Source organism: Streptomyces sp. NPDC000880 (assembly GCF_053599675.1).
In genome coordinates this window covers 26537-39129 of sequence record NZ_JBSFMS010000007.1, presented here as the reverse complement: position 1 = coordinate 39129, position 12593 = coordinate 26537, and the positions used below count along the sequence as shown (strand labels likewise).

The 12593-nt window shown below is 70.0% G+C and carries 13 protein-coding genes and 1 pseudogene; 7 read left to right on the top strand and 7 right to left on the bottom strand.

Annotated elements, in window-relative coordinates:
- Positions 1-457: 457 nt before the first annotated feature.
- From ACWDO5_RS03960 to ACWDO5_RS03945, 4 genes are all read left to right on the top strand, one after another.
- Positions 458-796: a winged helix-turn-helix transcriptional regulator gene (locus tag ACWDO5_RS03960; RefSeq protein ID WP_450528141.1), complete on the top strand. Its 339-nt coding sequence runs from the start codon at positions 458-460 to the stop codon at positions 794-796.
- 183 nt (positions 797-979) lie between these two features.
- On the top strand, positions 980-2449 hold the full coding sequence (locus tag ACWDO5_RS03955; RefSeq protein WP_450528140.1) for a DUF2252 domain-containing protein: 1470 nt from the start codon (positions 980-982) through the stop codon (positions 2447-2449).
- 33 nt (positions 2450-2482) lie between these two features.
- Positions 2483-3316, top strand: coding sequence for a J domain-containing protein (locus ACWDO5_RS03950; RefSeq protein ID WP_450528138.1), 834 nt, complete (start codon positions 2483-2485; stop codon positions 3314-3316).
- A gap of 88 nt (positions 3317-3404) precedes the next feature.
- Positions 3405-3749 carry a rhodanese-like domain-containing protein gene (locus tag ACWDO5_RS03945; RefSeq protein ID WP_450528137.1) on the top strand — a complete coding sequence of 115 codons (345 nt, stop codon included), beginning with the start codon at positions 3405-3407 and terminating at the stop codon, positions 3747-3749.
- 54 nt (positions 3750-3803) lie between these two features.
- Here ACWDO5_RS03945 and ACWDO5_RS03940 read toward each other — a convergent pair.
- The 6 genes and pseudogenes from ACWDO5_RS03940 to paaA form a co-directional block, all read right to left on the bottom strand.
- Positions 3804-3989 (bottom strand): annotated as a pseudogene (locus ACWDO5_RS03940) (acyl-CoA dehydrogenase family protein); the annotation flags it as partial.
- 255 nt (positions 3990-4244) lie between these two features.
- Positions 4245-5300, bottom strand: coding sequence for a 2Fe-2S iron-sulfur cluster-binding protein (locus tag ACWDO5_RS03935; RefSeq protein WP_450528136.1), 1056 nt, complete (start codon positions 5298-5300; stop codon positions 4245-4247).
- Entirely contained in the window at positions 5301-5759 is a 459-nt protein-coding gene (gene paaD / locus ACWDO5_RS03930) for a 1,2-phenylacetyl-CoA epoxidase subunit PaaD (RefSeq protein ID WP_450528227.1), read from the bottom strand. It lies immediately after the preceding gene.
- 119 nt (positions 5760-5878) lie between these two features.
- On the bottom strand, positions 5879-6595 hold the full coding sequence (gene paaC / locus ACWDO5_RS03925; RefSeq protein ID WP_450528134.1) for a 1,2-phenylacetyl-CoA epoxidase subunit PaaC: 717 nt from the start codon (positions 6593-6595) through the stop codon (positions 5879-5881).
- Positions 6592-6882 (bottom strand): 1,2-phenylacetyl-CoA epoxidase subunit PaaB, encoded by a 291-nt coding sequence (gene paaB / locus ACWDO5_RS03920; protein ID WP_254372136.1) that lies wholly within the window; start codon positions 6880-6882, stop codon positions 6592-6594. Before paaB ends, paaC begins: the two co-directional genes overlap by 4 nt.
- On the bottom strand, positions 6879-7844 hold the full coding sequence (gene paaA / locus ACWDO5_RS03915; RefSeq protein ID WP_450528132.1) for a 1,2-phenylacetyl-CoA epoxidase subunit PaaA: 966 nt from the start codon (positions 7842-7844) through the stop codon (positions 6879-6881). Before paaA ends, paaB begins: the two co-directional genes overlap by 4 nt.
- A gap of 113 nt (positions 7845-7957) precedes the next feature.
- On the opposite strand from paaA, the gene ACWDO5_RS03910 reads away from it, so the two are divergent.
- From ACWDO5_RS03910 to ACWDO5_RS03900, 3 genes are read left to right on the top strand one after another with little or no spacing between them, the layout of a single operon-like run.
- The gene (locus ACWDO5_RS03910; RefSeq protein WP_450528130.1) at positions 7958-8866 is read left to right on the top strand and encodes a DUF5819 family protein; all 909 of its coding nucleotides are present in this window, start codon (positions 7958-7960) and stop codon (positions 8864-8866) included.
- Positions 8863-10101, top strand: a complete 1239-nt coding sequence (locus tag ACWDO5_RS03905) for an HTTM domain-containing protein (protein WP_450528129.1) — start codon at positions 8863-8865, stop codon at positions 10099-10101. The genes ACWDO5_RS03910 and ACWDO5_RS03905 overlap by 4 nt, the downstream gene beginning before the upstream one ends.
- The gene (locus tag ACWDO5_RS03900; RefSeq protein ID WP_450528128.1) at positions 10098-10751 is read left to right on the top strand and encodes a TrmH family RNA methyltransferase; all 654 of its coding nucleotides are present in this window, start codon (positions 10098-10100) and stop codon (positions 10749-10751) included. The genes ACWDO5_RS03905 and ACWDO5_RS03900 overlap by 4 nt, the downstream gene beginning before the upstream one ends.
- 87 nt (positions 10752-10838) lie before the next feature.
- Here the strand turns inward: ACWDO5_RS03900 and paaN are convergent, their stop codons facing one another.
- Positions 10839-12515 (bottom strand): phenylacetic acid degradation protein PaaN, encoded by a 1677-nt coding sequence (gene paaN, locus ACWDO5_RS03895; RefSeq protein WP_450528126.1) that lies wholly within the window; start codon positions 12513-12515, stop codon positions 10839-10841.
- Positions 12516-12593: the final 78 nt, after the last annotated feature.

Below are 12593 nucleotides of genomic sequence, written 5' to 3'. Positions count from 1 at the left end.
GTGAGCGGGCTGCGTGGGGGCCGGCGGGCTTTGAGCGTGGGGGCGTCCTGCGGGCTGTGGGCGCCCTGACGGGTTGACGAGTCACGTGGAACATCCGCGTTGACTGTTTCACGTGAAACGCCCGCGGAGGTGGAGCCTCCGCGGGCGTTCGCATGTCGTGTGCGCTGGGCGCGCGGCACCTGTGGTCAGGCGGCGAGACGGGCAGCCAGGGCCATGCCCGGGAGGCGTCGGCGAGCGGAACAGCTCCGCCGTCTCGGACTGGGAGCGTGCCATCGCCAGCTCGGGGGCGATGAGTCGACCTCAGCGCCGAGGGAGACGGCGGAGTCGAGGTGCAGCAGCGTGACCATGAGGTCCTTCATGAGGGGGGTGGAACTTGCTGAAATTCCGTATGCACCTATGGAAAGCATAGGTGCTTACTCATCGTAAGTTCATGGGGTTAGCGCAGTACTTTGGAGGCATGGCGGAACACAGCGACGAGACGTGCAAGAGGGTCGATAGGGGCATTACGCGCGTCTTCGAGCTGCTCGGCAAGCGCTGGACCGGGCCGATCGTCTCGGTGCTGATGCAGCGCGCGGTGCACTTCGCGGAGCTGCGGCGGGCCATCCCAGGCATCAGCGAGCGCATGCTCTCGGACCGGCTGACCGAGCTGGGGGCGGCGGGGCTGGTCGTGCGAGAGGTCGACGCGGGGCCGCCGCTGCGTGTCGCGTACCGGCTGACCGAGGCCGGGGCGGCGATGGAGCCCGCGCTCAAGGAACTGGCGCTGTGGGCCGACACGTATCTGGCGAAGGGCGAATAGGACCCCTGTGAGCGGGGCTACCGGCTCGGGCGGAGGCTCAGGTGCCGGGGCTGGGTGCTTGATCCTTGCAGGCGGCGGAGTTGCGCAACGTTATCCACAGGGGGAGGCGGTTGCCGGGCAGCGGCGGTACGGTCGTTGGCAGTTGATGTTGAAGTCATACGACGACGGGGAAGGCTGCGCGTCATGGGCGAGGCTGAGACGGTGATGCCGGTGCAGCAGGTCGGGGTCGGGGCAGGGGCGACGTGCGGGGAGCGCATTCCGGTGGTGCCGGGCTTCGCACGGCGTCCGGGGCAGGCAGCGCCCGGCGCTGCGGACCGGTCGCTGAAAGAGGTGGGGAAGGCGCTGCGGGACCGGGTGCCGCGGGCCTCGCACGACTCGCTGGTGCTCGCGGTGGCGCGGCCCGACGCGGTCGAGGCCGTCGAGGAGTCCAGCCGCGACCGGGTGCCCGAGCTCACGCCGATACGGGTGGGCCGGATGGCCGCCTCGCCGTTCGCATTTATGCGCGGCTCGGCGGGGTTGATGGCCCACGACCTGGTGGGCACTCCGGTCACCGGGGTGAGCGCGCAGATCTGCGGCGATGCGCACGCGGCGAACTTCGGGCTGTACGGCGATGCGCGCGGCCGCCTCGTCATCGACCTGAACGACTTCGACGAGACCGTCGTCGGCCCGTGGGAATGGGATGTCAAGCGGCTCGCCGTCTCGCTGGTGCTGGCCGGGCGGGTGGCGGGCGCGGACGAAACTGTCTGCCGGGCGGCCGCGTTCGACGCGGTGGGCGCGTACCGGCGCACCATGCGACTGCTGGCCAGGCTGCCCGCGCTGGACGCGTGGAACGCCATCGCCGACGAGGAGCTCGTCTCCCACACGGACGCGCGCGATCTGCTCGGCACGCTGGAGCGGGTCTCGGAGAAGGCCCGCAACAACACGAGTGCGCGCTTCGCCGCCAAGGCGACGGAGGAGTGTGGCGACGGGGGACGGCGCTTCGTGGACGCGCCGCCGGTGCTGCGGCGGGTGCCGGACGCGGAGGCGGCGGCCGTCGCCACGGCACTTGAGGAGTATCTGCGCACGGTGTCGGTGGACCGGCTGCCACTGCTCGCGCGGTACGCGATCCACGATGTGGCGTTCCGGGTGGTGGGGACAGGGAGTGTTGGCACGCGGTCCTATGTGGTGCTGCTGCTCGACCACCGGGGCGACCCACTGGTGCTTCAGGTGAAGGAGGCGCGGGCCTCGGCACTGCTGCCGTATCTGCCGGCCGCCGGGTTCCAAGTGGCGGAGGCGGAGCACGAGGGGCACCGGGTGGTGCTCGGCCAGAAGCGGATGCAGGTGGTCAGCGACATTCTGCTCGGCTGGACGACGGTCGACGGACGGCCTTTCCAGGTAAGGCAGTTCAGGAACCGCAAGGGAAGCGTGGACCCGGCGGCGCTCGCGCCCGACCAGCTCGACGACTACGGGCGGATGACCGGCGCGCTGCTGGCCCGGGCGCACGCGCACAGCGCCGACCCGCGGCTGCTTGCCGGGTACTGCGGGAAGAAGGAGGAGTTGGACGAGGCGGTGGCCGGCTTCGCCATGACGTACGCGGACCGTACGGAAGCGGACCACGCGGAGCTGCTGGCAGCGATCAAGAGCGGGCGGATAGCCGCTGAGCTGGGGGTGTGACGGGGTGCTTCGCCGCGCCCGTAGGCTGGGCGGGTGACCCAGGATGCATCCGGCGGGCCGACGACCCGGAACGACGAAGAGCAGGACGCGCAGCCACGGCCCGAGGCCCGGCTGGAGAAGGCGGTGTGCGCGGCTGAGCAGGCGCTGATCGAGTTTGAGATCGCGTTGGAGACGTTCCGGGTGGAGGTGGAGAACTTCTCCCGGCTGCACCACCAGAAGCTCGGCCCGATGTACGCGCGCCTGGACGAGCTGGACGCGCAGATCGCGGAGGCCCGGGCCGCCCGTAGCGGCGACCCGGAGGATCTGCGCAAGGCGCAGGAGGCGCGGGCAATGGTGATGCCGATGCCCGGTGTCGACGAGTTGTTCCACGACTGGATGGACTCCGAGGGCCTCTCCCCCGAGGCCGCCGCGATGCTCAACGACCAGCCGGTGCGGGCGCCGAAGCGGGTGCGTCCCAGTGAGGAGGCACGCAAGCTCTACCGCGAGCTGGCCCGCAAGGCGCACCCGGACCTGGCGCAGGACGAGGAGGAGCGGACACGGCGCGACGAGTTCATCGCGCGCGTGAACGCCGCGTACGGGCTCGGCGACGCGACGCGGCTGCGGGAGCTGGCCGAGGAGTGGGCGGCCGGGCCTGAGCCCGCCGCACAGCCGCTCAGCGAGAGCGAGGAGCTCTACGCCCGGCTCGAGTGGCTGTCGCGGCGCAAGGAGCTGCTGACCGCGGTCGCGCAGGAGCTGGAGGAGAGCGCGATCGGCGCGATGCTGAAGATGGCGCCCGAGGACCCGGACCGACTGCTGGAGGAGATTGCCGAGCAATTGCTCGTGCAGGTCGCCGAGCGTGAGAAGGAACTGTCCGGACTGGTGCAGTAGGTTTCCTGAGGTCCTCAGGGGCCGGGAACCTGCCGCGTATGTTCGAGATGTATGAGATGTGCGAGATGCACGAAAGAAGGCATGACCCATGAATTTCGCCCCGCTGCCCTCGGTGGACGCCGCGGCGGTACCGTCCGATGGCCTGGTACTGGACGTTCGGGAGGACGACGAGTGGGCGGCCGGGCACGTCGAGGGCGCGCTGCATGTCCCGATGAGCGACTTCGTGGCCCGCTTCGGTGAGGTGACCGAGGCCGTGGCCGACGGGGGCCGGGCATATGTGATGTGCCGGGTCGGCGGTCGGTCCGCGCAGGTGACCCAGTACCTGGTGCAGCAGGGCATCGACGCGGTGAACATCGAAGGCGGCATGCTCGCCTGGGACGGCGCCGGCCGTCCCATGGTCACCGACACCGGCAACCCGGCGTTCGTCCTCTGAGACACCGGGCCAGGGGGCCGGGTGGCTTGGAGCGGCTGCTGAGCCGCTGAGCCGTTAGCCGAGGGGGTAGGCGGCCAGCAGGTCGCCCAGGGCCTCCTCATGGGCCGCGGCCGGGCCGAGTGAGAGCTCGAGCTGCTTGGCCCAGGCGTGGTAGCGGTGCAGCGGGTAGTCGGTGTCGGCGCCGAAGCCGCCGTGGAGATGCTGCGCGGTCTGGACGACGCGGCGTACGCCCTCCGAGGCCAGTCGCTTCCATCGCGCGCAGATCGATACCCGCGCCCGGGGTGAGCGCGGGGCTCGGCACTCCGTCGGGCGCGACGCCCGAGAAGGCCGCCTTCGCGGCCTCGACCGCCGCCTGCTGCTCCTCGGTGAAGGTGAAGTCCACTGCCCTGTCCTCCCACCACCGGTGCTGCCCTGAATCCTTATCTGACGGACCATCAAGATAGAACAGGTTCTTGAAAAAGAACACAGCGTGGGCGGCGCCCCCCGGGGGCCGGTTCAGCGGTCGAAGTCCAACTCCACTTCCGGTGTGGCCGGATGGGACTGGCAGGCCAGGACATAGCCCGCCTCGGTCTCCTCCGCCTCCAGCGCGAAGTTGCGGTTCATGCGCACCTCGCCCGAGACCAGGAAGGCCCGGCAGGTACCGCAGACCCCGCCCTTGCACGCGTACGGTGCGTCCGAGCGGCTCCGCAGTACGGTCTCCAGCAGTGACTCGCCTTCCCGCACCGGCCACTTGCCGGAACGGCCGTCCAGGGTCGCGGTCAGTTCGGCGTGGGCCGGCGCGGTGACCGGCGCTGGGCCGGGCGCCGAGCCGTCGTCGACATGGAAGATCTCCTCGTGGATACGGCTCCGGTGCACCCCGAGCCCGCGCAGCGCGCGCTCGGCGGCCTGGACCAGGCCGAAGGGACCACACAGGAACCAGCCGTCCACCTCGGCCACCGGAAGCAGGGCGGGCAGCAGCCCGGTCAGCCGCTCCTGGTCCAGCCGTCCGGACGGCAGACCCGACTGCTGTTCCTCCCGGGAGAGCGCGGTGACCAGCTGAAAACGGTCCGGGAAGCGGTCCTTGAGGTCGGCGACCTCGTCCAGGAACATCGTCGACGCCGCGGTGCGGTCGCTGCGTATCAGACAGAACCGGGCCTCCGGCTCCTGCGCCAGCAGAGTCGCCGCCATCGACAGCACCGGGGTGATGCCGCTGCCGCCGACGACCGCCGCGAAGTAACCAGGGCGCGGCGCGAGGAGGAAGCGGCCCATCGGTGGCATCACCTCGACGGCGTCGCCGACGCCGAGCTCCTTGAGCGCGAACGACGAGAACTCGCCGCCGTCGACCAGCCGGATACCCACGCGCAGTACCGGATCACCGTCGGCCGGGGCGGCCGGGGCACAGATCGAGTACGTACGGCGGATCTCCTCGCCGTCCACCAGCCGGCGCAGGGCCAGGTGCTGGCCGGGGGTGTGGCGGAAGGTCTCACGCAGCTCGGGAGGCACCTCGAAGGTGACGGCCACCGAGTCGTCCGTGAGTTGTTCGACCTCGCTGACCCGGAGCGGATGGAACATCTACAACTCCTTGAAGTGGTCGAAGGGTTCGCGGCAGCTGACGCAGCGTCGCAGTGCCTTGCAGGCGCTGGAGGAGAACCTGCTCAGCAGTTCGGTATCGGTGGAGCCGCAGTTCGGGCAGCGTACGGAGAGCGTGAGCGGCACCGGCCCCTCCGCCGCGTGCGGGCGGGGCGGGGCTATCCCGAACTCGGCGAGCTTGCGCCGTCCTTCCGCGCTGATGTCGTCCGTCGACCAGGCCGGGGAGAGGACCTTAACTACCGAGACGTCCGGTATCCCATGGTCGTGCAGTACCTGCTCGATGTCCGAGGCCATGGCCTCGATCGCCGGGCAGCCGGTGTAGGTCGGGGTCAGCTGCACCTCGACCCTGCCGGGCGCGAGGATCTGAACCCCGCGAAGCACGCCGAGCTCCTCCAGCGTCAGCACCGGCAGCTCAGGGTCGGGCACGGAGCCGGCGAGCATGCGCAGCTCCGCCTCCAGCCGCGTCTCACGTACGGGCCCGCTCTCGCCGGTGGCCACGGAGGTGTCACCAACGGTTACGGCGGTCCCGCCCGGCACGTCACGCATGTCAGTCACGTCGGTCACCATGACGCCCCCGGGTGGCTGCGGTGCAGATGCTGCGTCTCCGCCAGCATCCGCCCGAAGGACTCGGTGTGCAGACCCTGCCGTCCCGCGCCCGCCGCCCAGCCGCCTGCCCGCGGCCCGGCGGGCATGGTCAGCGTCGCCCGCTCCAGGACGGCGGTGACGGCCTCCAGCCAACTGGCCCCCAGCGCCTGCCAGTCGACGTCCAGCCCTTCGACCGGCTGGAACATCTCGCCGGTGAACCGCCACAGCGCGTCGCACGCCCGCTGCATCCGCTCATGGCTCTCGGCCGTGCCGTCGCCGAGCCGCTCGGTCCAGTGCTCGGCGTGGTCCTGGTGGTACGCCACCTCCTTGACCGCCTTGGCCGCGAGCCCGGCGAACTCGCCGTTCCCCGCCGCCAGCTGCGCGTACAGCAGTCGCTGATAGAGGGAGAAGTAGAGCTGGCGGACGATGGTGTGGGCGAAGTCGCCGTTTGGCTGCTCGACCAGCTGGAGATTGCGGAACGCCCGCTCCTCGCGCAGATACGCCAGCTCGTCCTCGTCCCCGACGAGGGAGAGCAGCACCCGCGCCTGTCCCAGCAGGTCCAGCGCGATATTCGTGAGGGCGACCTCCTCCTCCAGGACGGGCGCATGGCCCGCCCACTCCCCCAGCCGGTGCGAGAGCACCAGCGCATCGTCGCCGAGGGCGATTGCCGCGGCATTGGCCGTCGCGGTCACAGGTGCTTCACCCCTTCCGGGATCTCGTAGAAGGTCGGGTGACGGTAGGGCTTGTCGCCGGCCGGCTCGAAGAACGAGTCCTTCTCGTCGGGCGAGGACGCGGTGATCGCCGTGGAGGGGACCACCCAGATCGACACGCCTTCGTTCCGCCGGGTGTACAGGTCGCGGGCGTTGCGCAGGGCCATCTCCGCGTCCGGGGCGTGCAGGCTCCCCGCGTGGGTGTGGGACAGCCCGCGGCGCGATCGCACGAAGACCTCCCACAGCGGCCAGTCGGTCGAGCTGCTCATGCCGTCGCCTCCCCGGGCTTCGCGTGCTGTGCCTGATGCTTCGTGGCGTACGCCGCAGCCGCATCCCGGACCCAGGCCCCTTCTTCGTGGGCCCGGCGGCGCTGCGTGATCCGCTGTTCGTTGCAGGGGCCGTTGCCCTTGAGGACGTCCTGGAACTCGGCCCAGTCGATCGCGCCGAAGTCGTGGTGGCCCCGCTGCTCGTTCCATCGCAGATCGGGGTCCGGGAGCGTGAGTCCGAGGGTTTCGGCCTGTGGGACGCAGATGTCCACGAAGCGCTGGCGCAGCTCGTCATTGGAGTGCCGCTTGATCTTCCAGGCCATGGACTGCGCCGAGTGTGCCGACTCGTCGTCCGGCGGACCGAACATCATCAGCGACGGCCACCACCAGCGGTTCACCGCGTCCTGCGCCATCTCGTGCTGGGCCGGCGTCCCCCGGGAGAGGGTGAGCAGCAGCTCGTACCCCTGGCGCTGGTGGAAGGACTCCTCCTTGCAGATCCGGACCATCGCGCGAGCGTACGGACCGTAGGAGCAGCGGCAGAGCGGTACCTGGTTGGTGATTGCCGCGCCGTCCACCAGCCAGCCGATCGCCCCGACATCGGCCCAGGTCAGCGTCGGGTAGTTGAAGATCGATGAGTACCTCTGGCGGCCGGCGTGGAGCTTGCCGAGCAGCTCCTCGCGGCTGGTGCCCAGGGTCTCGGCGGCGCTGTACAGATACAGCCCGTGGCCCGCCTCGTCCTGGACCTTGGCCATCAGGATCGCCTTGCGTCGCAGCGAGGGCGCCCGCGTGATCCAGTTCGCCTCCGGCTGCATCCCGATGATCTCGGAGTGGGCGTGCTGCGCCATTTGGCGGACGAGCGTGGCCCGGTAGGCGTCGGGCATCCAGTCGCGCGGCTCGATGCGCTCGTCCGCGGCCACGGCGGCGTCGAAAACCGCCTCGTACGTATCCGCAGTCACTGCCGTCATCCGGGCTCCCTACCGACCGATCGTTCGGTTCATTGACTTCAATGGTGGGTCGACGGCCCGTAGGGTGTCAACCCTGTGGATAACTGAGGTGGACCGATGGGGATCGGGGCGGGATGGACTCCTACGAGGACGAGGACGTCAACGGTGCCAGGGGCCTGAGCTCCGAGCCGCGGCCCGGCCGCGTCCCCAAGGCCCGTACGCAGCCCGAATCCCAGCCCAAGGCTCAGCTCCCGGCCCAGGGCGCGCCCGCCCCCGCCTCCCGGACCGAGCCGCGGCCCGAGTCCGAGGGCCAGCACCAGTTTCCGCCGGTCGCGCCCCTCGAGGCCTCCGAGCCCGTCCCCGTCCCCGTCCCCGTCCCCGTCCGCGGCATGGCGGCGCTGTCCCTCCCTTACCAGTTCGCCGCCGCCGTCTCGCTCGCGATCATCGGCGCACTGGCCTGCGTCCACCTGGCCATGGTGTTTCTGCACGTCGCCCCGTCCAACACCGTCACCAAGGAGTACGGCAAGGCGGTCGACGGCTGGGTCTACCCCGAGTTCGAGCAGAACTGGAAGCTCTTCGCCCCCAACCCGCTCCAGCAGAACGTCGCCGTGCAGGTGAAGGTCGAGTTCACGGCCCCCGACTCCAGCCGCAAGACCACCGACTGGATCGATCTCACCGCCGAGGACGGCGAGGCGATCCGCGGCAATCTCCTCCCCAGCCATGTGCAGCAGAACGAGCTGCGCCGTGCGTGGGACTTCTACCTCAACTCCCACGACAACGAGAACCGCGCGAACGGCGTGCGCGGCCAGCTCTCCGAGAGCTATGTCCGCAGGATTGTGATGATGCGCCTTGACGCGCACGACCTGGGTGGCCCGGTCGAGCGCATCCAGCTCAGGTCCTCGACCCGCTCGGTCAAGGCTCCGGAGTGGAGCGACGAGAAGATCGACACCCGCCCCGCCTACCGGGTCCTGCCCTGGTGGATGGTTACCGCCGCGGATCTGCCCGAGGGCGTCAGCAATGGCCGGACGGAGGCGGGCATGTGAACGACACCGCCGACCGCAGGATCGCGCGGGCTTTCCAGCGCATCACCTCCACGGCCCTCGGTCCGTACCAGAGCGCCGTCGTCCGGATCGGCTTCGCCGCCACCTGGCTGCTCTTCCTGCTGCGCGAGCTGCCCAATCGCCATGAGATGTACGGCCCCAACGGGCCGTGGAGCTGGGACATGGCGCGGCAGCTCATAGCGGGCAATGACGCCTTCACCGCACTCATGTGGTCGGACACCACTCTTTGGTTCGAGGTCGTGTACGGCCTCGCCGTGCTGTCCAGCGTGCTTCTGATACTCGGCTGGCGTACCCGCACCATGTCCGTGCTCTTCATGATCGGCGTGCTCTCGCTGCAGAATCGCTCCATCTTCATGGGCGACGGCGGCGACAACGTCATCCATCTGATGGCGATCTACCTGGTCCTGACGCGCTGCGGGCAGGTCTGGTCCCTGGACGCGCGGCGCGCGGCGCGAGCGGTGCCGGGGGTGGCGGCCGTACCGGGCGCACAGGGGATGCCGGAGGGGGTACCGGGCGGGCCGTCCCGCGACCGGATCGGCCCCGTGCTCTGGGCGGTGCTGGGACTCGCCCTGATCACCGCCACGTTCCTGAACCAGACCGGCTGGCTCGTACTGCTTTTTGTCGGGGTGCTCTGGGTGGGGCTGGGGCTGTGGTGGGTGGTGAGCCGATACGCGCCGTGCAGCGAGCTGCGGACCTTGCTGGACGTTCTCGCCAACCTTGCGCACAATGCCGCTCTCGTCGTGATCATGGCCGAGGTCTGTCTGATCTACGCCACCGCTGGCTGGTACAAGATCCAGGGCTCCCGCTGGCAGGACGGCACCGCGCTCTACTACCCGCTCAAGCTCGATTACTTCACGCCCTGGCCGGCCCTCTCCGACCTCCTCGCCTCCGGCGGCGTGATGGTGATGGGGCTGACGTACGGCACGGTCATCGTGCAGGTCGCCTTCCCGTTCACGCTCTTCAACCGGCGCGTCAAGAACGTCCTGCTGGTCGCCATGATGCTGGAGCACGCGGCCATCGCCGTACTGCTCGGGCTGCCCTTCTTCTCACTCGCGATGATCGCCGCCGATGCGGTCTTCCTGCCCACCGCCTTCCTGGTCTGGCTCGGCGGGCGGGTGGCACGCGGGCGGGACCGGCTGTTCTCGCGCACGGAGGCCGCGGGGCGGCTGGAGCAGCGGCGGGACAGCCCGGACCAGCCCCGTACGCTCGTCGGGTGAGTACCACCGAAGAACCGATTCAGTACGACGACGCCTACCGTCCCGAGGTCGGCGTCGGGCCGCATCCGCTGCCGTGGCCGCAGGACGCGCGGTACGACCCCCAGCTGCTGGCCGAGGGCGACCGCCGCAATGTGGCCGACCACTACAGGTACTGGACGCGTGAGGCGATCGTCGCCGACCTGGACACACGGCGGCACGGGTTTCATGTGGCCGTGGAGAACTGGGGGCACGACTTCAACATCGGGTCGGTGGTCCGTACCGCCAACGCCTTCCTGGCGAAGGAGATCCACATCGTGGGCCGACGGCGCTGGAACCGCCGCGGGGCAATGGTTACCGATCGGTACCAGCATGTGCGCCACCACCCGGACACGGCCTCGCTGACGGCGTGGGCAGCGGCGGAGGATCTGCCGATCATCGGCATCGACAACCTGCCGGGAGCGGTGCCGCTGGAGCGTACCGAGCTGCCGCGGCGCTGCGTACTGCTCTTCGGGCAGGAGGGCCCCGGGCTGACGGAGGAGGCGCGCAAGCACGCGACGACGGTGTGCTCGATCGCGCAGTTCGGCTCGACGCGCTCGATCAACGCGGGCGCGGCGGCGGCGATCGCCATGCACGCGTGGGTGCAGCGGTACGCGGAAATCCCTCACCCGTGAGCGACAGCGCGGCTGTAGGGCGGACCCCGCGTGCGTGCCGACAGCATGGTCCTCGCCGTCGGCACGCACGCGCAGATCGCCGAAGTCTCACGCCTGGCGGCGGACCTCCACCACCCGGAAGCGGTTCGAGACGAACGCCCCGTCGCACAGCGCGGCATTCGCGGCCGGGTTGCCGCCCGAGCCGTGGAAGTCGGAGAACGCCGCCGTCTGGTTGACGTACACCCCGCCCGTCAGGTTCAGGGAGAGCTGCGCCGACTCGTCCAGACAGACGTCCTCGATCGCGCGCTCCGCCTCCGCCGACGTGGTGTACGCGCCGACCGTCATCGCGCCCTTGTCGCGGACCGTGCGCCGCAGCAGCTCCAGCGCGTCCGCCGTGGAATCCACGGCGACTGCGAAAGACACCGGGCCGAAGAACTCCGACAGATACGCCGCCTCAGCGTCGGCCCCTTCCCAGAATTTCCGCGCGCCGTCGAGCTTGACGATCACTGGCGTGCGGACGACAGCATCCGGGAATTCCGGGTTGGCGATCTTCCGAGAGGGCAGGGCCACTTCGCCCAGCCCGGCGGCACCGTCCAGGCGTGCCTTCACATCCGGGTTGACCAGTGCGCCCAGCAGGGCGTTCGCCCGGGCGTCGTCGCCGAGCAGGCCGCCCACCGAGGCCGCAAGGTCGGTGACCACCTCGTCGTACGACTTGGGGCCGGCGTCAGTCGTGATGCCGTCCCTCGGGATGAGGAGGTTCTGCGGGGTGGTGCACATCTGGCCGCTGTACAGGGACAGCGAGAAGGCCAGGTTGGACAGCATCCCCTTGTAGTTGTCCGTGGAGTCGACGACGACGGTGTTGACGCCGGCCTTCTCGGTGTAGACCTGCGCCTGCCGGGCGTTGGCCTCCAGCCAGTCGCCGAAGCTGGTGGAACCCGTGTAGTCGATGATCTTGATCTCTGGGCGTACCGCGAGGGTCTTGGCGATGCCCTCGCCCGGTCGCTCGGCGGCCAGGCAGACCAGGTTCGGGTCGAAGCCCGCCTCGGTCAGCACCTCGCGGGCGACCCGCACCGTGAGCGCGAGGGGCAGTACCGCGCGGGGGTGCGGCTTGACCAGCACAGGGTTGCCGGTGGCCAGGGAGGCGAACAGCCCCGGGTAGCCGTTCCACGTGGGGAAGGTGTTGCAGCCGATCAGCAGGGAGATGCCGCGTCCCGCCGTGGTGAAGGTCTTCCGCAGCTCCAGAGGGTCACGCTTGCCCTGCGGCTTGGACCAGTCGGCGGCCGCGGGCGTGCGGGTCTGCTCCTCGTAGGCATACGCCACGGCCTCCAGGCCGCGGTCCTGGGCGTGCGGGCCGCCCGCCTGGAACGCCATCATGAAGGCCTGCCCGCTGGTGTGCATCACCGCGTGCGCGAATTCATGGGTGCGGGCGCTGATCCTCGAAAGGATCTCCAGGCAGACCAGGGCCCGAATCTCCGGACCGGCCTCGCGCCAGGCGGCCATGCCCGCGCGCATCGCGGGCAGCAGGACGTCGATGTCGGGGTGGGGATACTCGATACCCAACTCCGGGCCGTACGGCGAGACTTCGGTGCCTGTCCAGCCGTCCGTGCCCGGCTGGTCCAGCTCGAAGCGGGTGCCGCGGAGGGCCTCGAACGCCGCGAGTCCGTCGGCCGGCGCGCTCTCGCCGTACGCCTTGGGGTGCTCGGGATGCGGGGACCAGTAGGCGCGTGTGCGGATGACGTCGAGGGCCTGGTCGAGCGTCGGCCGGTGGGTCTCGGTCAGCTGCATGAAGGACCAACTCCTCGTCGAGCTGGGCAGGGAAGGAATGACAGAGTTAGAGTAACCGAACGATCGGTCGGTACAAGG